This is a genomic window from Trebonia sp. (assembly GCF_030042015.1).
GTDB lineage: Bacteria > Actinomycetota > Actinomycetes > Streptosporangiales > Streptosporangiaceae > Trebonia.
This window is the reverse complement of record NZ_JASIAL010000344.1, coordinates 1-17790: the sequence shown is the minus strand read 5'-3', so window position 1 is coordinate 17790 and position 17790 is coordinate 1. Positions and strand designations below refer to the sequence as shown.

The 17790-nt window shown below is 72.1% G+C and carries 22 protein-coding genes; 10 read left to right on the top strand and 12 right to left on the bottom strand.

Annotated features, from left to right (window positions below):
- Nucleotides 1-255: alpha/beta fold hydrolase (locus tag Q1N79_RS18545; RefSeq protein WP_300610578.1), on the bottom strand; the 255-nt coding region annotated here is incomplete at its 3' end.
- Nucleotides 252-1106 (bottom strand): Ku protein, encoded by an 855-nt coding sequence (locus Q1N79_RS18540; protein WP_300610582.1) that lies wholly within the window; start codon nucleotides 1104-1106, stop codon nucleotides 252-254. The genes Q1N79_RS18545 and Q1N79_RS18540, both read right to left, overlap by 4 nt.
- Nucleotides 1107-1264: 158 nt before the next feature.
- On the opposite strand from Q1N79_RS18540, the gene Q1N79_RS18535 reads away from it, so the two are divergent.
- The 6 genes from Q1N79_RS18535 to Q1N79_RS18510 all read left to right on the top strand — a co-directional run bounded on the left by Q1N79_RS18535 (nucleotide 1265) and on the right by Q1N79_RS18510 (nucleotide 6499).
- On the top strand, nucleotides 1265-2617 hold the full coding sequence (locus tag Q1N79_RS18535) for an NAD(P)/FAD-dependent oxidoreductase (RefSeq protein ID WP_300610576.1): 1353 nt from the start codon (nucleotides 1265-1267) through the stop codon (nucleotides 2615-2617).
- 33 nt (nucleotides 2618-2650) lie between these two features.
- Nucleotides 2651-2818 (top strand): hypothetical protein, encoded by a 168-nt coding sequence (locus Q1N79_RS18530; RefSeq protein ID WP_300610584.1) that lies wholly within the window; start codon nucleotides 2651-2653, stop codon nucleotides 2816-2818.
- Nucleotides 2819-2922: 104 nt separating this feature from the next.
- Entirely contained in the window at nucleotides 2923-3570 is a 648-nt protein-coding gene (locus Q1N79_RS18525; RefSeq protein ID WP_300610574.1) for a TetR/AcrR family transcriptional regulator, read from the top strand.
- Between the two features lie 8 nt (nucleotides 3571-3578).
- A complete protein-coding gene (locus tag Q1N79_RS18520) occupies nucleotides 3579-3815 on the top strand; it encodes a DUF3107 domain-containing protein (protein ID WP_300610573.1) in 237 nt (78 codons plus the stop codon).
- Between the two features lie 237 nt (nucleotides 3816-4052).
- Complete coding sequence (locus tag Q1N79_RS18515; protein WP_300610572.1) at nucleotides 4053-5609, top strand: DEAD/DEAH box helicase; 1557 nt, start codon at nucleotides 4053-4055, stop codon at nucleotides 5607-5609.
- A 2-nt stretch (nucleotides 5610-5611) separates the two neighbouring features.
- Entirely contained in the window at nucleotides 5612-6499 is an 888-nt protein-coding gene (locus Q1N79_RS18510; RefSeq protein ID WP_300610571.1) for an alpha/beta hydrolase, read from the top strand.
- On the opposite strand, the gene Q1N79_RS18505 is transcribed toward Q1N79_RS18510, so the two are convergent.
- The 4 genes from Q1N79_RS18505 to Q1N79_RS18490 form a co-directional block, all read right to left on the bottom strand.
- Nucleotides 6496-7356: a PD-(D/E)XK nuclease family protein gene (locus tag Q1N79_RS18505; protein ID WP_300610570.1), complete on the bottom strand. Its 861-nt coding sequence runs from the start codon at nucleotides 7354-7356 to the stop codon at nucleotides 6496-6498. The two genes, Q1N79_RS18510 and Q1N79_RS18505, sit on opposite strands and share 4 nt — an antisense overlap.
- 5 nt (nucleotides 7357-7361) lie before the next feature.
- Nucleotides 7362-8039: an MBL fold metallo-hydrolase gene (locus Q1N79_RS18500; protein ID WP_300610568.1), complete on the bottom strand. Its 678-nt coding sequence runs from the start codon at nucleotides 8037-8039 to the stop codon at nucleotides 7362-7364.
- A 112-nt stretch (nucleotides 8040-8151) separates the two neighbouring features.
- The gene (locus Q1N79_RS18495) at nucleotides 8152-9009 is read right to left on the bottom strand and encodes a PHP domain-containing protein (protein ID WP_300610566.1); all 858 of its coding nucleotides are present in this window, start codon (nucleotides 9007-9009) and stop codon (nucleotides 8152-8154) included.
- Between the two features lie 34 nt (nucleotides 9010-9043).
- Nucleotides 9044-9652: a DUF6758 family protein gene (locus Q1N79_RS18490; protein WP_367185098.1), complete on the bottom strand. Its 609-nt coding sequence runs from the start codon at nucleotides 9650-9652 to the stop codon at nucleotides 9044-9046.
- Nucleotides 9653-9694: 42 nt separating this feature from the next.
- Here Q1N79_RS18490 and Q1N79_RS18485 point away from each other — a divergent pair, with 42 nt between their 5' ends.
- Nucleotides 9695-10108 carry an NUDIX domain-containing protein gene (locus tag Q1N79_RS18485; RefSeq protein WP_300610561.1) on the top strand — a complete coding sequence of 138 codons (414 nt, stop codon included), beginning with the start codon at nucleotides 9695-9697 and terminating at the stop codon, nucleotides 10106-10108.
- Here Q1N79_RS18485 and Q1N79_RS18480 read toward each other — a convergent pair.
- The gene (locus Q1N79_RS18480; RefSeq protein WP_300610559.1) at nucleotides 10105-11037 is read right to left on the bottom strand and encodes a CoA ester lyase; all 933 of its coding nucleotides are present in this window, start codon (nucleotides 11035-11037) and stop codon (nucleotides 10105-10107) included. The two genes, Q1N79_RS18485 and Q1N79_RS18480, sit on opposite strands and share 4 nt — an antisense overlap.
- Nucleotides 11038-11195: 158 nt before the next feature.
- Between Q1N79_RS18480 and Q1N79_RS18475 the strand changes: the two genes are divergently transcribed.
- Nucleotides 11196-11783, top strand: coding sequence for a GNAT family N-acetyltransferase (locus tag Q1N79_RS18475; RefSeq protein ID WP_300610557.1), 588 nt, complete (start codon nucleotides 11196-11198; stop codon nucleotides 11781-11783).
- Nucleotides 11780-12916: an Mrp/NBP35 family ATP-binding protein gene (locus Q1N79_RS18470; protein WP_300610554.1), complete on the top strand. Its 1137-nt coding sequence runs from the start codon at nucleotides 11780-11782 to the stop codon at nucleotides 12914-12916. The genes Q1N79_RS18475 and Q1N79_RS18470 overlap by 4 nt, the downstream gene beginning before the upstream one ends.
- 24 nt (nucleotides 12917-12940) lie before the next feature.
- Here Q1N79_RS18470 and Q1N79_RS18465 read toward each other — a convergent pair whose 3' ends face one another.
- The 4 genes from Q1N79_RS18465 to sigE form a co-directional block, all read right to left on the bottom strand.
- A complete protein-coding gene (locus Q1N79_RS18465; protein WP_300610552.1) occupies nucleotides 12941-13342 on the bottom strand; it encodes a sec-independent translocase in 402 nt (133 codons plus the stop codon).
- A gap of 109 nt (nucleotides 13343-13451) precedes the next feature.
- Nucleotides 13452-14660 carry a MucB/RseB C-terminal domain-containing protein gene (locus tag Q1N79_RS18460; RefSeq protein ID WP_300610549.1) on the bottom strand — a complete coding sequence of 403 codons (1209 nt, stop codon included), beginning with the start codon at nucleotides 14658-14660 and terminating at the stop codon, nucleotides 13452-13454.
- Between the two features lie 8 nt (nucleotides 14661-14668).
- Complete coding sequence (locus tag Q1N79_RS18455) at nucleotides 14669-15304, bottom strand: anti-sigma factor (protein ID WP_300610546.1); 636 nt, start codon at nucleotides 15302-15304, stop codon at nucleotides 14669-14671.
- The gene (sigE, locus tag Q1N79_RS18450; protein ID WP_300610544.1) at nucleotides 15301-15972 is read right to left on the bottom strand and encodes an RNA polymerase sigma factor SigE; all 672 of its coding nucleotides are present in this window, start codon (nucleotides 15970-15972) and stop codon (nucleotides 15301-15303) included. The genes Q1N79_RS18455 and sigE overlap by 4 nt, the downstream gene beginning before the upstream one ends.
- A 232-nt stretch (nucleotides 15973-16204) precedes the next feature.
- On the opposite strand from sigE, the gene Q1N79_RS18445 reads away from it, so the two are divergent.
- On the top strand, nucleotides 16205-16708 hold the full coding sequence (locus Q1N79_RS18445; protein WP_367185097.1) for an O-methyltransferase: 504 nt from the start codon (nucleotides 16205-16207) through the stop codon (nucleotides 16706-16708).
- An 81-nt stretch (nucleotides 16709-16789) separates the two neighbouring features.
- Here Q1N79_RS18445 and Q1N79_RS18440 read toward each other — a convergent pair whose 3' ends face one another.
- Nucleotides 16790-16957 (bottom strand): DUF3117 domain-containing protein, encoded by a 168-nt coding sequence (locus tag Q1N79_RS18440; protein ID WP_300610542.1) that lies wholly within the window; start codon nucleotides 16955-16957, stop codon nucleotides 16790-16792.
- Nucleotides 16958-17790 lie beyond the last annotated feature (833 nt).

The following is a 17790-nucleotide window of genomic DNA, read 5'->3' as shown; positions in this document are numbered from 1 at the left end:
CGAGTACCCGCGGCGCTCCTTCGGCGCCGGCGAGTGGCCCGACCCCGGCAGGTCGATCGCCTGGCATGCGAACTCAGGCGCGAGCTCGGCCATGAAGTCGGTCCAGTTGGTCGCCGCGCCCGCCATCCCGTGCACGCACAGCACGAGGTCGTTGTCACTATCCCGAACGGGCCCGGGCGTCTGCACGACGTAAACCTGCTCGCCGCTCGCGAGGGAGACCAGCCGGCCGGGCCAGTCCGGGATGGGCTGGGTCACGCCGTCGCCTTCCGGCGGGAAGCGGCCGGCTTGGCCGCGGCCGGCTTGGCCGCGGCCGCCGCCGCCCGGTTCGCCTTCGCCGCCTCGACGCTCGCGCGCAGCGTCTCGGTGAGGTCGGCAGGCCCGGCGGGCTTGTCAGGCGAGACGACCGCACCGGGCGGGCGGACCATCTCGTTGCCCTCGATCTTGGCCTGGACCAGCGCCTCGAGCGCTTCCCGGTAGGCGTCCTTGTAGGCGGACGGGTCGAAGTCCTCGGTCATCGTGTCGACCAGCGAGGCGGCCATCTTGAGCTCCTGCGACCGCACATCGATGTTGTCCTCGAGGAACCCGAAGTCCGGGGTCCGCACCTCATCGGGCCACAGCAGGGTCTCGAGCACCAGCACGCCATCCCGCACCCGCAGCGCGGCAAGAGCCTCGCGCTGCCTGATGGCGACCTTGGCCACGGCGACGCGGCCTGACCTTTCGAGCGCGTCGCGGAACAGGACGTAGGCGCGGACCCCGGCGGGTTCGGGTTCCAGGTAGTAGGCCTTGTTCGCGAGGATGGGGTCGAGCTGGCCGGCCGGGCTGAATTGCAGCACCTCGATCCGGTGCGCGGTGGCCAGCGGCAGGTCCTTCAGGTCGTCCTCGGTGAGCACGACGACATCGCCCGTGGGGAGCTCGTAGCCCTTGGCCACGTCGGAGTACGGTACCTCCTGACCGTCCACCGAGCACACCCGCCGGAACTGTATCCGCCCGCCGTCCTCCCGGTGCACCTGCCGGAACGCGATGTCGCGCTGCTCGGTCGCGGCGTAGAGCTTGACCGGGATCACGACCAAGCCGAACGAGATCGCTCCTGCCCAGATGCTGCGCATGCTCTTCACCTACCCACCTTGCGCGCGCGCTGATACATCCAATGTCGTCCGGTTACCGCTATTCGGCAAATGCGCTCGAGTGTGACTTTTACCGACAAGTCCGCCGGACGACCCCCGCCTGACCTGAGATGATGATGGCCGGGGAGGAGAAGGTGGGCATGGTCGATGTAGTCGTGCTCGGCGGGGGAGTCGCAGGGGAACGGATAGCCACGGAGGCTGTCCGCGGCGGCAAGTCGGTGGCGCTCGTGGAGGCAGGCCTGGTCGGCGGGGAATCGCCCTACCTGGCGTGCATCCCCTCCAACTCGCTGCTCCGCTCCGCACGCAGCGGTGAGACCTGGGAAAATGCCGTCGCCCGCCGGGACGCGCTGACCGCGTGGCTGGACGACTCCGTCCCCGCGAGCCGGCTCGCCGCCGCCGGGGTGCGCCTGGTCCGCGGCACCGGCCGGGTCACCGCGCCGGGCGTCGTCACGGTCACCCCGCCTGGCGGCGCGCCGGACGCGGGCGGCGCCGCCGGGGTGAGCCTGGAGTACCGCGACCTGGTGATCGCGACGGGGAGCGAGCCGGTGGCGCCGCCGATCGACGGCCTTGCCGACGTCGCGGCGTGGACGACCGCGGCTGCGCTCACCTGCCCTGACCTGCCCCGCCGCCTGATCATCCTCGGCGGCGGGCCCGCCGGATGCGAGCTCGCGCAGGTCTACGCGACGTTCGGTTCCGCGGTGACGCTGGTGGAAGCACAGGACAGGCTGCTCCCGGCCGAGCCTGCCTTCGCCGGCGAGCTGCTCGGCGGCGTGCTGCGCCGGGCCGGCGTGGAGCTGCGGCTCGGATCGGCCGCCACCAAAGCAGAGCGGCACGCCGATGGGCTGGTCCTCGCGCTCGCCGACGGGACCAGGCTGGAGGCCGACCGGCTGCTGCTTGCCAGCGGGCGGCGGCCGCGGCTGACCGGCCTCGGCCTGGACGTCCTGGGCATCCCTGTGGCGCCGGGTATGCCGCTGCCGGTGGACGGGGCCTGCCGGGTCGCGGCCGGGGTATGGGCGGCCGGGGACGCCACCGGCTCCGGCCACACCCACGTGGCCAGGTACCAGGCGGGCATCGTGGCCGCCAACATCCTCGGCGAGCCCCGCCTCGCGGACTACCGCGCGATCCCGCGCACCGTCTACACCGATCCGTCGGTGTTCGCGGTCGGCATGACGCCCGCGACGGCCGCGGCGGCCGGAACGGCGCTGGCCACCGTGAGCTCGGCGATGGCGGGCACCGCGCGGGGAAGGCTTGACGCCGACGATGCTGGGTACGTGGAGCTGTACGCGGAACCAGATTCGGGCATGCTTGTGGGGGCCGCTGCCGTCGGGCCGGACGCCGCGGACTGGATGGCGGAAGTCACCCTCGCGATCAGGGCCGAGGTCCCTGTCAAGACGCTGGCGGACGTTGTCCACGCCTTCCCGACCCACGGCGAGGTCCTCGAGGCTCCGCTGCGCGCGCTGGCGGGGTGGCCGCCAGGCGGCCCACTGGCCTGAGGGAAGAACGAACGAGCACACGGAGGTCAAGCGTTGAGCGAGATGGACATGGAAACGCCGGGGGAAGACGCCGCCGAGCAGGCCCGCGAGGTCCCCGAGGAGGAGGACGCAGAGCTGCGGGAGCTGCCGATCGAGGTGAACGAGGCCGACGCGGCCGAGCAGGTTCGCGACGTCGGCTACGACGACGAGGACTATCGCTAGCCGCCGGCCGCGTCCTGCCTGTCCTACGATGAGTCGAATACGGCGGAGCGCGCTTCCGCCGCGGCTCGGTTCCGCAATCAGACAGCCAGCACCCGGAGAACATGTTGACCGCCACATCAGCCGCCCGGCCACGCGGGACACGGCTCCCCCGGCTGGCACGCCGCCGCCAGCTGCTGGACGCCGCCATGGAGGTCTTCGTCGCCCGCGGCTACCACGCGGCGGCGATGGACGAGATCGCTGAGCGCGCCGGGGTCAGCAAGCCCGTCCTCTACCAGCACTTCCCCGGCAAGCAGGAGCTGTACCTCGCGCTGCTCGACGAGAGCGTGGAGAGCCTGATCGAGGCGGTCCGCACCGCGCTGCGGTCGACGAACGACAACCGGCAGCGGGTCAGCGCGACATTCAGCGCGTACTTCGCGTACGTCGCCGAGCACCGCGGGACATTCCGGCTGGTCTTCGAGTCGGACTTCAACGATCCCGCGGTCCGCGAGCGGCTGGACACGGCGGACCGCAAGTGCTCGGACATGATCAGCCAGGTGATCAAGGAGGACGCCGGCCTGGCGGACGACGAGGCGCACCTGCTGGGCATAAGCCTCGTGGGCATGGCTCAGGTTAGTGCCAGGTACTGGCTGAGTACCCTGGGCACCATCCCCAGGGAGGCGGCCGAGCACCTCGTGGCGAGGCTGGCCTGGCGCGGGATCAGCGGCTGGCCGCGGACCTCCGACCAGCCGGAACAGCCGCTCGCAGACGTGTGAGGAGCGCCGTGGAAGTCAAGATCGGGATCCAGTCCATACCGCGCGAGCTCGTCGTGGAGACCGACGCGGGCCCCGGGGAGATCGAGCGCGACCTCGCGGCGGCGCTCAGCGGCAAGGGCGGTCCCGCGATATTCGCGCTGACCACCGCGAAGGGCGGCCGGGTCCTCATCGCGGCCGACAAGATCGCCTTCGTGGAGTTCGGCGGCGACCAGTCGCGCCGTGTGGGCTTCGGCAACGTCGGCTAGCGGTTCCGGGCGTGCCTGCACCGCGCCCGGCACGACAAAGGCGGGTCACGGGGCCGCGCACGGCGTGGGACACGAGGATGGCAAGCCATGTCTGGTACCGTGGGTGACGACTAGACGATGGAATGTCGTAATTCCAGTTCGTGTTGACACCGATGCTGTGCCGTGCTGCCGCGCGCCCGAGGGCGGCGCGGGCACCGGGCGGCTCAGCTCACGGAGGAACCCCTGACAACTCAACCAATGCAGCCCGAGGCCGGCGACGAGGGGCCAGCGAGCCCCCCGGTACCCGGGTGGATGTACGCGGTGCCGTTCCGCGACCTGGGCGTCGACGAAACTATCTGCACCGCACTCGAGGCCGTCGGCATCGTGACCTCGTTCCCGATTCAGGCGCTGACGCTGCCGCTCGCGATTGACGGCCAGGACATCATCGGCCAGGCGCGCACCGGCACGGGCAAGACGCTCGCCTTCGGCGTACCCATGCTGAACCGGCTGGCTACCACGTTCGCCGCCGACCGCACCGCGAAAACGCCTTCGGCGCTGGTCGTCGTCCCGACCAGGGAGCTGGCCGTCCAGGTCGCCGAGGACATCTCGCAGGCCGGCCTGTACCTGGGCGCGCGCGTGCTGACCGTGTACGGCGGACGCGCCTACGAGCCGCAGCTCGAGGGTCTGGCGGCAGGCACGGACATCATCGTGGGCACCCCCGGGCGGCTCCTCGACCTGGCCGAGCGCAAGAACCTCGACCTTTCGCGGATCCGCATGCTCGTGCTCGACGAGGCGGACAAGATGATGGACCTCGGCTTCATGCCGGACGTGGAGCGCCTGCTGCGGCTCATCCCGGAGGACCGGCAGACCATGCTGTTCTCGGCGACCATGCCCGGCGAGGTGGTGACGCTGGCGCGCCGGCACATGCGGCGGCCGACGAACATCCGGGCCGAGCAGGCCGACGAGCCGGCCCCGCCACCGCTCACCAGGCAGTATGTCTACCGCACCCATCACCTGGACAAGATCGAGGTGCTCGCGCGCGTCCTGCAGGCCAAGGACCGCGGCCTTTCGATCGTGTTCTGCCAGACCAAGCGCGCCGCCGACCAGGTGGCGACCGCCCTGGGCGACCGCGGATTCGCGGCCGCGACCGTGCACGGGGACCTGGGCCAGGCCCAGCGCGAGCGCGCGCTGCGCGCGTTCCGCGGCGGCAAGGTGGACGTGCTCGTCGCCACCGAGGTCGCTGCCCGCGGCATCGACGTCGACGACGTGACGCACGTGATCAACTACGAGTGCCCGGATGACGAGAAGATGTACGTGCACCGGATCGGCCGCACCGGCCGGGCAGGCCGGGCCGGCGTCGCGGTGACGTTCGTCGATTGGCGCGACATGCCGCGCTGGAAGCTCATCAACGACGCGCTCGGCCTTGGCCAGCCCGAGCCGGCGGAGACCTACTCCACCTCCGAGCACCTGTTCACCGAGCTGTCCATCCCGCCAGGCGCCACCGGCACGCTGCCGCGGGCGATGCGCGCCAGGGCGGGGCTGTCCGCCGAGGCGGAAGAGGACCTCGGCGAAACCGGACGGGTCAACTCCCGGCGCACCACGGCCCGCACCCGCAGCCGGGGCAGCCGGTCCCGCGACGGGGCGCCCGCCCGCACGGCAGTGGACGCAGCCGGCGGGCGCGTCGCGCGCGACGAAGGCACGCCCGCCCGCGCCCGCCGCAGGCGCCGCACCCGCGGCGGCCGCGAGGTCGCCAGGGACGCCGTTCGCGAGGTAATCATCGAAGTCCCGGCGGACGGATCCCAGCAGGCTTCCTGACCGTGTCCACGCCGACCTTGCTAGACCTGCCAGCCGGAGCACGCCGGGCGGCCGTGGAAACCGCTCGCGGCACGTTCGCCGCGCTCGAGGCGCTGCCCGCGTCCGGGGCCTGCGAGCTGGGCACGGCGCTGCTCGTGCCCGGCTACACCGGCAGCAAGGAGGACTTCATCCTGGTGCTCGGCCAGCTCGCGGCCGCCGGGCGCCGGGTGCTCTCGATCGACATGCGCGGGCAGTACCAGACGCCGGGCCCGGACGACGCGGCCGCCTACGACCCGGCCGAACTCGGCAGGGACATCGCCGCGCTGGCGCGGGCGACCGGCGCGGTGCACCTGCTCGGCCACTCCTTCGGCGGCCTGGTGATCCGGGAAGCGGTGCTGGCAGGGTCCTGCGCTCCCGGCTCGCTGAGCCTGCTGTGCTCGGGCCCAGGGGCGCTGCCCGCCCCGCGCGCGGACGAGCTGCGGTTCATGCTTGACTTCGTGGCCGGCACCGCCCCGCAGGATCTCAAGGGGAAGATCGCCGAGATCTGGCACACGATGATGGAACCGCAGGCGATCGCGGACGGGGTGCCCCCGCAGATCGTCGCGTTCCTGCGGGAGCGCCTGCTCGCCAGCAGCGCTGCCGGGCTCGCCGCCATGGCCGGGCACCTGCTGACTGCCGCGGACAAGACCGAGGACCTCGCCAGCCGCGACATCCCGACGTTCGTGCTCTACGGCGAGGACGACAACGCCTGGCCGCCCGCGGTGCAGGAGGACATGGCGCTGCGGCTGAACGCGCGCCGCGCGTGCATCCCGGGCGCGGCGCACTCCCCCGCCGTCGAGGCGCCGGCCACGACAGCGCACGAGCTGACGTCGTTCTGGAACGCCGCCGAGGAGGCGGGCGCCGCGAGCTAAGCCAGCTCGGCGAGCCCCTCCCACGGCCGCCGCGCGACCGCGGCCGCCTGGCCTTCCTGGCAGTGCCGCTGGTAGTCGCACCAGCCGCAGGCCAGGCTTGGCCGTGGCGGGAAAACTTCGTCGTACTTCTCCGGCGGCAGCTGTGCGCGCATCCGCTCGTCCGCCTCGGCGCATTCGGCGGCGACCTCCTCGGCCCGGCGCAGGTGCCTGGCCAGCGAGTCGCCGGTGTGCTCCCAGCCGAACACCAGCCCGGTCGGCAGGTGGTGCAGTTCGACGCGCCGGCAGTCACGCCGCAGCACTCGCGCGGCGGCGATCGCGTACAGCGCGAGCGCCAGCGAACTGCGCGCGTCGTCCACGGTCAGCACGTGCCTGCCGGTCTTGTAGTCGACGACGACCAGTTCGGTGCCGCCGTCGGCGCCGGGCCTGGCGTCCAGCCGGTCGATGCGCCCGGACACGGCGATCGCGTCGGTCCGCGTCGCCACCGTGCGCTCCACCCCGGCCGGCTCGTCCGCCGGATCCAGCCCGGCAACGTAGGTTTCCACCATCTGCCGCGCCCAGGCGCGGTACCGGGCCGACTGCGCGTCGCTCGCGTACCCTTCGGTGATCCACCCCTGGTCGAGCAGCGCGCCTGCCGCGGCCACGGTCCGCCTGGGCAGCGGCAGCCGCCACCAGCCGGCCAGCGCGTTGTGCACGCTCGCGCCGAGGCTGTTGTGCGCCCACGGCGGCCCCTTCGGCGGCACCGGCCGGTCCAGGTAGCTCATCCGGTACCGGCGCGGGCAGTCCAGCCAGGTCGTCAGCCTGGTCGGGGTGCACGAGTAAAGCCGCCGCGGCATCCCATCGAAACCGAGCTGCTCCACCGAGCTCAGCCAAGGTCCACGGACGGGCCGGCCGCCACCCAGCTGTCGAAGCGCTGCATCGCGGCCGCGACGCTGGACTCCTCGCCGTGTCCCGGCAGCACCCGCGTGCCGGGCGGGAGGTCAAGCAGCCGCTCGCCGATCGCGGTGAGCTGCCTGGGGAAGTCGGGAAACTCCCCCTCGTGCGGCGCCGGGCCGCTGGCGAGCAGCGCGTCACCGGTGAAGACGACCTCCAGGTCCGCGCAGTACAGGCTGACGGAGCCCGGGGTGTGACCCGGCGTGTGGACGACCTCGAGCTGGACGTCGGCGACGTCGAACCTGCCGCCGTCGGCCATCTCGATCTCGGCGTCGGCGTCCGGGTGCGCCATGCGCCAGTGCAGCCGGTCCGCCGGGTGCAGCGCCACGGGCGCCTCGTCCCGTCCGGCCACCTCGACGGCGGCGGCCACGTGGGTGGCGTGCCCGTGCGTGCAGATCACCGCGAGGATCTCACGGTCGGCGACGATCTCGAGCACGCCGGCGGCGTCCTCGCCCGGGTCGATGACGATCACCTCCTCGTCATCGCCGATGATCCACGCGTTGTGCTCTGTCAGCTCGGGGGCACGACCTCCCGACGTCCCCTCGCTCGCGGGGGCACTGTCCGTCCCCCCATATCCCCCTGACCACACCCGCTCGATCCGAGCTTCCATCAGCCGCACCCTTCGCGCCTCGCGCCGACCCAAATCGTTTGGCGACACTTTAGCCCGGATGCCGGACAACCAAGCGCGCGCGCCAAGGGCTACGAAGGCCTCCGGAAGAATTTCACCGTGGCTCCGTCCGCACCGGCCGGACGGCGGTGGCCATGCCGATCAGGCGCTCGTAGTCTGCCGGGGGCGTGGTGTCGCGGCCGAGTCCGCTGTCCCTGAACGAGCCATGGTCGTCGCTGCCGCCCGTCGCGAGCAGGCCGAGGCGGCTGGCCAGGGCAGCAAGCCGGGATCGTTCGGAATCATCGTGGTCGGGATGGAAGACCTCCAGGCCAGCGAGGCCTACGGCGGCCAGCCCGGCGATGACCTCGTCCGGTATCTCGTAGCCGGGCGAGCGGGGGTGGGCGAGCACGGGCACCCCGCCGGCGGCGCGGACCAGCGTGATCGCCCGCTCAGGAGCGGGGGCGTACCGGCCGACGTGGGCGCGGCCGCCGTCGGCGATCCAGTCGGCGGTGAAGGCCCCGGCCGGCGTGGCGACCACGCCGGCCTCGGCCAGGGCGCGGGCGATGTGCGGCCTGCCGACGACCGCGCCGTCCGCGATCGCGGTGACCTGCTCCCACGTGACGGGGGCGCCGAGCTCCCTGAGCTTGCCGACCATCGCGATGGCGCGGTGGATCCTGTCGTCCCTGACGAGCTCCATCTCCGCGCCGAGCGCGGTGTCGTCAGGGTCGAACAGGTACGCGAGCATGTGCATGCCGCGGCCGTCGAGCAGACACGACAGCTCGGCGCCGGGGATCAGGGTCAGGCCGGGCGGGAGCGCCCCGATGGCCTGCGCGAGGCCGCCGGTGGTGTCGTGGTCGGTGAGCGCCACCACGTCCAGGTGCGCCGCCGCCGCACGGCGGACCACCTCGGCCGGCGGGTCGGTGCCGTCCGAGGCGCTGCTGTGGACGTGCAGGTCGATGCGCACGGCGGACATCGTACAAGCCGCATCCGCGCGGGCCGCGCCCGCGTCAGCCGGGCAGCCGCGGGGACAGCGCGCCGAACGGCAGGTCCAGGTCCTGTTCGGGGTGCCGGAGGTCGCGCAGCTGCAGCGGCTCGAGCAGCATCACCCCGGCGGTGTCCGGCCAGAGCAGCACCCACAGCCAGCTGCCCGCCACCTCGCCGGCGAACACGGCGGCGTCGCCGGATTCGACGTGCCACAGCGGGGCCTCATGGTTGGCCACCCGGACGGTGGCGTACGGCTGGCCGGTCGCGAAGCCGTCCCCCGGGTCCGGCCCGGGCAGGCCGGCCAGGCCAGCGCCGAGGCCTACGCCGGGCTCTTCGGCGACGACGAGCAGGTCGGCGGGGCCGCCGAGCGGGTTCGGGCCGGACAGCGCGACGGCGAAGCCCCTGGCGCCGCTGCGTTCGTCGCCCGCCCCGGCGAAACCGCTGACCAGCCAGCCCTGCGGCAGCGGCCACGGCACCAGGACCGCGACCCTCGCGTTCTTGAGCAGGCTGTCAAGCCCGTCGCGCGTCGGCCTGCGCACCGTCAGGGGGTCGATGTCCCCGTGCACGTCACAGCGCCATGCACTCGACCAAGCCGTCGGCGCATGCGCTGGACTGCCGCAACGCGGGCACACCGCTCTCCCCACCACGCTAGGCGCATATCTACCCTTAGCGTCATGACCACACACGTGACCGATTGCGTCGGCGCCGTCATCACGGACGAAGCGGGGCGGCTGCTGCTGATAAAGCGCGGGCACGAGCCGGGTAAGGGGCTGTGGTCGATACCGGGCGGGCGGGTCGAGGCGGGCGAGTCGGACGCCGCCGCACTGGTCCGCGAGATCCGCGAGGAGACCGGGCTGGCCGTGGTGCCCGGCCGGCTGATCGGGCGGGTGCGCCGCCCGGCGGGCGCGGCCGGCGGCGAATTCGACATCCGCGACTACGCGGCGGAGGTGACCGGGGGGATGCTCGTCCCCGGGGATGACGCCGACGACGCGATGTGGGCAGCCCCCGCGGACCTGGACGGCCTTCCGCTGGCCGACGGGCTGCTCGCGGCCCTGCGGTCCTGGGGCGTGGTGGGCGGCGCGGGCTAAGTACCTGGGCGGGGCAGGCCGGCGGCTTCGCCCTTGGCGGCGATCATCAGCGCGATCTTGCGGGACGCCTCGTCGATCATCTCGCCGTCGAGCATGACCGCGCCGCGCCGGTCGGCCGAGGTCGCGCGGTCGTAGGCGGCCAGGATCCGCACCGCGCGCGCGTAGTCGGCGGCCGGCGGGGTGAAGGCCTCGTTCACCACGTCTATCTGCGCCGGGTGCAGCACCCACTTGCCGTCGTAGCCAAGCGCGGCCGCGCTGCCCGCCGCCGCCCGCAGCCCGTCGGCGTCCTGAATCCGCGCGTAGGGCCCGTCTATCGCCTGCAGGCCGACCGCCCGCGCGGCGACCAGAATCCGCATGAGCGGGTAGTGGTGCGCGTCGAACGGGTAGCCTTCCGGCTGGCCGCCCACGGTCAGCGAGCGCATCCCGACGCTGGCCGTGAAGTCCGCGGGGCCGAAGACAAGCGACACGAGCCGCGGCGACGCGGCGGCGACCGCCTCGGCCGCCGCCAGCCCGGCGGCGTCCTCGATCTGCGCCTGGATGCCGATCCCGCCCGGCGCGAGGCCGGCCGCCTGCTCCGCCTGGCCGAGCAGCAGGTCGAGCCAGGTGACCGCGGCGGGCGAGCTGACCTTCGGCAAGACGAGGGAGCCGACGGCGCCGGGGGCGCCCTCGACCACGGCGATCACGTCCCGATAGGCCCACGGGGTCGTGACGCCGTTCACCCGGACCGCGACCAGGCGACCTTGCCAGCCGCCTTCCCGCAGCGCCCGGACCGCGAGCGCGCGCGCATCGTCCTTGGCGCCTGGCGCGACCGAGTCCTCCAGGTCAAGCATCACCTCGTCGGCGGCCAGGTCCCGTGCCCTGGCGAGGAATCGCTCGCTGCTGGCCGGCACCGACAGGCACGTCCTGCGCGCCCGGTACGCACTGTCCACCGCGCCACCCTACCGTTCTGGCTGAACTGGCCCGGTCGGCAGCGGATGAATGTTGCATAGAGCCGGCTATAGCCGACTGAATGTCACATTCATCCGGCAACGGCGGACCGAGCGGTACTGTGGGAGTGAGGTCCGATGTGCCCGCTGGGGAGCATGCGATGGTGTCGAGCGCCGCACCGGTCGTGCGGGATGCTAGAAACGACGATGTCGTGGCCATCTGCCGGTTCGGCGAGGCGCACATTCGGCCACACTACGCGCCGCTGATCGGCGCTGCGGCGGCCGATGAGCAAGTCCGCAGGTGGTGGAACGACACGCACATCGGCGCAGCCGTCGCCGAGAGCCTAGTGGTGATCGCCGAGGCCGACGGGCAGCTTGTCGGCGTTGGGCAGCGCGGTCGCAGGGGAGCCGACCACGTGGTCTACAAGCTCTACGTCCACCCCCAGCATCGCAGCCGCGGGCTGGGTCCACAGCTGATCGATGCACTCGCCAGGCAGCTGCCCGCCAACGTTGACCGGCTGTACATCGAGCATTTCGTGGCCAACGAGCGCGCAGGCACCTTTTATGAGCGTGAGGGCTTCACAGGTCAGCGGATCGAACCGAGCAGCACAGGGAACCCGGCACTTGGTGTCGTGTGGCGCGCGCGCCATCTGGCGCCATCCGCCCAGGCGTCCTGGGAGCTCACGGCCTGCCCGCGTGCCGGGGACGCGCCATCGCGCGCGTCCCCGGCACGTAGCATGAAGACATGAACTCCCCGCTGCCCACGACCGAGCAGGTGACGACCGCGCTAGCCGGCGTCAAGGACCCAGAGATCGGCCGCCCGATCACCGAGCTCGGCATGGTCAAGTCCGTCGCGGTCGCAGCCGACGGGGTCGTCCGGGTGGGCGTGTACCTGACCGTGGCCGGCTGCCCGATGCGCGACACCATCACGTCCCGCGTTACGGACGCGGTGTCGGCGCTGCCCGGCGTCTCCGGCGTCCGCGTCGAACTCGACGTGATGAGCGAGGAACAGCGGAAGGCGTTGCAGGGCCAGCTGCGCGGCGGGCGGGAGGAACCGGTGATCCCGTTCGCCCAGCCCTCATCGCTCACCACCGTGTACGCGGTCGCCAGCGGCAAGGGCGGCGTCGGCAAGTCCTCGGTCACCGTGAACCTGGCGGCGGCCATGGCCGCGGCCGGTCACAAGGTCGGCGTCATCGACGCCGACATTTACGGACATTCCGTGCCGCGGATGCTCGGCGTCACCGGGCGTCCCACCCCTGTCGAGAACATGATCATGCCGCCGTCGGCATACGACGTGAAGGTGATCTCGATGGGCATGTTCACCAAGGGGAACACGCCCATCGTCTGGCGCGGGCCGATGCTGCACCGGGCGATGCAGCAGTTCCTCGCCGACGTCTTCTGGGGCGATCTGGACTACCTGCTGCTCGACCTGCCGCCGGGCACCGGCGACGTCGCCATCTCGCTGGCCCAGTTGCTGCCCAACGCCGAGCTGCTCCTGGTGACCACGCCGCAGCTCGCCGCCGCCGAGGTCGCCGAACGGGCCGGGGCGCTCGTCACGCAGACCCGGCAGCGCATCACCGGTGTGATCGAGAACATGTCCTATCTCGTCTGCCCGCACTGCGGAGAGCAGACGGAAGTGTTCGGCTCCGGCGGCGGCGAGGCGGTCGCGACCGCGCTTACCCAGGTGACAGGGACGACCGTGCCGCTGCTCGGCCAGGTGCCCATCGACACGCGGCTGCGCGAGGGCGGCGACAACGGCATCCCGCTGGTACTCGGCGACCCGTCGGCACCCGCCGCCCTGCAGCTCGTCAAGGTCGCCGAATCACTGGCCAGCCGCGGTCGCGGCCTCGCCGGCCGCATGCTGAGCCTGAGCCCCCGCTAACGCCGCTGGCGCCGCTGGCGCCGCTCAGGTCGCCTCGACGTCGAACGGCGGGTCTTCACCCTCGGGCAGGACCGGGCGCGCGCCGCTGGCCGCGCTGGCGGAGCCCATCGTCGCGATTCCCCCCGCGGCCGCACCGTCCATGCCCGCGCCGCTCAGCCGGGTCCCCGCGGGGGCGGGCGTCGGCACCGGCTCATCAAGCAGGTGCTTTTGCACAAACCGGCGCGGGTTCAGGTCCTCGAAGTCGAAGTCCTGGAACTCGGGGCCGAGCCCCTCCTTGAGGTCCGCCTTCGCGCCCTCCGCAATCCGGCGCAGGTCGCGCAGCGCGCGTCCAGCCTGCGCGGCGATCTTCGGCAGTTCGTTCGGCCCGAACACGACGAGCGCGAGCACCGCGAGGACCAGCAGTTTGCTCAAGGACAGGTCAAACACGCTCAGCTCTCCATCAGCAGTGGCTCACACGCGGGACCGCGATCGATACCCATGACCACTTTAAACCGTCTGGCCGGTCCAGGGGAAAGGTGGCCGCCCGACATCCTGGTCAGTGGAACGGGTCGACGAGGGCCGCCAGGCGGCCGAGCCCGCGCCTGAGCCGCAGGAGCAACCCCGGCCCGGAGTTCTGCGGCAGCGCCGCGACCACCTGTTCGACCGTCTGCGGCGGAGCGTCGGCGATGACCGTATAGACGAGGCCCCGCCCGGCCCAGGTGATGGAGTGCTCCGCGACGTAGACGGTGCGGCCGCCCAGGTCGACCGGCTGCCAGCCGGTCATCTTCGCCAGCGTGCCGCGCTGGACGAACAGCGAGACAACGGAGAGCCCGTCCGAGTAACCGAGGTCGACTACCTCGCCCGCGCCGGTCTGGCACTCCGCCGCCGTGTACAGCGACAGGCCGCCGGGCAGGGCATCAGGCAGCTGCCAGCCGCGGCTGTCCAATTGCATGACGAGCTTGGCAGGCACCGCGGCCTCAGCCCACGGCGATGAGACGGGGCTGGTCGCGCCCGGGGGCGCGGGCAGCGAGCCGAACTGAACCTCCACGAACACGTCATGGCTGATCAGCTGCGCGGATTCATCGAAGACGTCGCGCCGCAGCGGGACCATGGTCTTGGCGTCAAGCCAGAATCGCGCGGCAAGGCTCCCGTCGGCCCTGTGCAGCTCGACGATCAGCGCGGGCCTGCCGAGCACCGAGCCGGTGCCGCGGTACACCGCGACGTAGTGCTTGCCGAGCAGCGCGACAAGCGCCTTGGTGACCCCGAAGACGCCCTCAGGAGCCTGGCTGTCGATGTCGTACACCACATTGGGCTGGCTGGCTGTCAGCACCGTCGCGTCCGATGTCTGCGTGACCGTCAGGCCGCCGCCTTGGTGCCACACGTTGGAGATCATCGTGTCGGTGCCGTCGACACCGGTTTGCGCGATCAGTTCGACGCCCGCGTAGGACGTGTTCAGGTCTGCGGCGGCCGCCATGACGAGCATATGCATGCCGAGGTTCTCCTGGGCGCTGAGCGCGGCGCTGGCGGAGCCCTGTCCGCTCATGCCCGATACCTTCGCCATCTGCGCGACCACGTCGCGGAACCCGGCGGGACCGCCCGCGAGGACCGCCGGCAGCGCGACCGGCCCGGCGGTGCCCGCTGACGCCCGGCCGGCCTGCGAGGCCGCGTGATCGTGCCCGAGCAGCGCCAGCAGCGCGAGCACACCGGGCACGGTGATCGTCACGGCGGCGCTGAGCAGCAGCCGCGGGCGACGCAGCACGGACATCGCGGGCATCACGGCCTAGCCGTCGGCGCCTGCGTCGGGTCGGGGAACGGGACGTCGCCTGACGTCATGGCGTGTTCGAGAATGAACATCTCCAGTTGCGGGGTGATCTGCGGGCCGGGCGCAGACGTGCCGCCCCCCATGCTGAACGCTGCCGCGCCGACCCCGACGACGAGCAGCGAGACCGCGCTCAAGACCAGGTAACGTCCACGGCGGCGACGCGCGCGCTGGCGCCGGACGGCGTTCGGCGGCACGTCGGCGCCCTGGCGCCTGCCGGCCCGCCGTCCGCCGCGGTCACCAGGAGGCGCCGCCGAACCGGTCGACGGCCGCCCGTTGCGCTGCTCACGGCGCCTGCGCCGGGACTGCTCGCGCCTGAACCGGCGTGAAGGCACCGGTCCGCCCGGGCCCGCCATCGCCAGCAGCCGCCGGGTCAGGGCCTCGCCCGCGGCCTCGCTGGCCCCGTCCTCGTCGGCCCACGCCTCCGAGGCGGCGGCAAGCGCGCGCAGTTGACGCTTCAGCTGCCGCAGCGCTGCCGCCTCGGCGTGGCATCGCGCGCACGCCGCCAAGTGCGCGTTGGCGCGGTCTAGTTCGGCCCCGGTCAGCTCGCCGTCAACGAGGGCGGAAATCTGGTCGCCCAGATGGCTCATGGCTCACCCCCCGTCGCAGCTGGCCGCTTGCCCCCCGACCGCGACCCCGACCGCGCTGCCGGGCGGGCCTGCTGGCGCTCGCGGTGGGCGAGCGCCACCCGCAGTTGCGCCCGCCCGCGGTGGATGCGGCTGCGCACCGTCCCCAGCTTCACCCCCAGGGTCGCCGCGATCTCCTCGTAAGAGAACCCTTCGATGTCGCAGAGCACCACGGCGGCGCGGTAGTCCGGTGGCAGGGCGCGCAGCGCGGCCTGAACGTCGCCGTCGAAGTGCCGCTCGTCCCATGCCTGGGCCGGGGTCAGCTCGGTGCCAGGCAGCCGCTGCGCGACCTCCTCGCCAAGGCCCTCGAAACGAATCCGCTGCCTGCGCCGCGCACCGTCGAGAAACAAGTTGGTCGTTATCCGGTGGAGCCAGCCCTCGAACGTTCCCGGCGTGTAACTGGACAGCGAGCGGAAGACGCGGACGAATACCTCCTGGGTGAGGTCCTCCGCGTCGTGCTGGTTACCGGTGAGCCGGTAAGCGAGGCGGTATACCCGGGCGGAATGCGCTCGCACAATCTCTTCCCAGCTGGGCAGTTCCCACTGGGGTAGCTGTGACTGCGCTGTTTCCGCCCCCACGGCCTCCTCCACCGGCTCGCCACGCGCATGACGCATTCCGGCGATCACGACCATCCTGCACTGAATTCTTCTGCTATGCCACCCGGGAGAGGGTCTGGCTCATCGACTGGCTAACGGCCGACGGCGCCTTGAGGTTCCACGCGACAGCGAAATTGGCTAGGCTCACCGCGAGGGAAGCACGGCGAGAGGGGCAGTCATCAAGTACGACGAGGCGGAGTTCGCGGTAGAGGACGAGCCGCTGCTCACCGCCCGCGGCTGCGCGCAGGACCTCGGGGGGACGGAGCCGGTGACGCCGGCCACCGGCGCCGTGCTGCGGTTCTTCGCGGCGGCGATCGCCGCGCGGGCGGTCGTCGAACTCGGCACCGGCTGCGGCAGCTCGGGGATCTGGCTGCTGCGCGGCATGCGCGCCGGCGGCGTACTGACCAGCGTGGACACCGAACCGGAGTATCAGCGGACGGCGCGTAAGGCCTTCGCCCAGGCCGGATACGCGGCCAACCAGTCCAGGCTCATCCTCGGGCGTGCCCTCGACGTGCTGCCCAGGCTTTCCGACGGCGCCTATGACATGGTGTTCTGCGACGCGGACTCGCCCGCGTACCCGGAGTACCTGACCGCGAGCATGCGGCTGCTGCGTGCCGGCGGCATCGTCGTGTTCAACGACGCGCTGCCGGCGGGAGCCGGGCCGGGGGCGGAGGGCGCGCGCGAGGTCGCCGAGATGATCAGGATCGACGATCGGCTGATCCCGGTGCTGCTTCCCATCGCGGACGGCCTGCTCGCCGCCATCAAAAGATAGGCAAATACACCGAACGGACAGCGGGTTCCAGTTCAGCGGGATGCATTTCCGGCAACATCTCAACCGGTGAGGACGACGGCGCTACGCGACGGCCGCCTGCAGGGCGTCACCTAGCTTCGCGGCCTCATCAGCCGACAGCTCAACAACGAGCCGGCCGCCGCCCTCCAACGGGACGCGCATCACGATGCCGCGGCCCTCCTTGGTCACCTCGAGCGGGCCATCGCCCGTCCGCGGCTTCATCGCCGCCATCCTGCATCCCCTTCCTCGCGCGCCTGCCTACCGCACGCATCCTCAAGTCCCCGCGGACCCGCCCCGGCGCAGCCCCTCGCGGGGGTTTGCGGGCGTTCGTCGCCCCGCGTGGACTGCACCTGAACGGTCCGTGCCAATCTCGGAACCGGTCAGCAACAATCGTGTCGATCCGTCGCCCTATTATCCCGTGTTCGGCGGCAGAATGGTAATGATCGGCTGCGCGCGCCGCCCGATGAGCACCTCATCCCGCCCTGCTGTGGTCAGCCCAGCCGGCCGCGCCAGTCACCCCGGCGTCCCCGAGTTCCGCGCGCACCGACCCGGCGGCCCGCAGGCGCGGCGGCTAGTCCAGCGCTTACAGAATGTCCGCTAAGTCCCGATTTATCCCGCCCAGTTCGGCATGCCTGACCCCAGGGGCAGCCAAGGCGCCGGCGGTGTGGACCCCGCCGCCAATAGGCCTGCAATCTCGGGAAGCTAAGGGGCTGCGTCGCCGCTCCCTCGGGTGCTTGTCACCTGGTCAGCTGATGTGGGTGTGAGCAGTGCGGCAAGGGCCCGGCAGGCTGGCCGGGGCCCGGGCGGCTGGCCGGCGGCCGTCTCAGATAGTGGGACGGCATCGGGAACTTAGGACCCGGGCCGCAGGTTTATTGCCCGTTTTATACCGATTTCCGGATGCCGCTCGGCTCCTATCTTGGCCAGCGCCCGCGGACCGCGCCCGGTATCGGTGGTTTGTCCGCCGGCAGGCTGGGCGGCTTAAGTTCCTGGCATTGCAATAGGCCTGGCGTTGTGGGCCTCACCGCCAGTCCGGGTGCGTCGCGGTCGCGGCCGGGTGCGCTTGC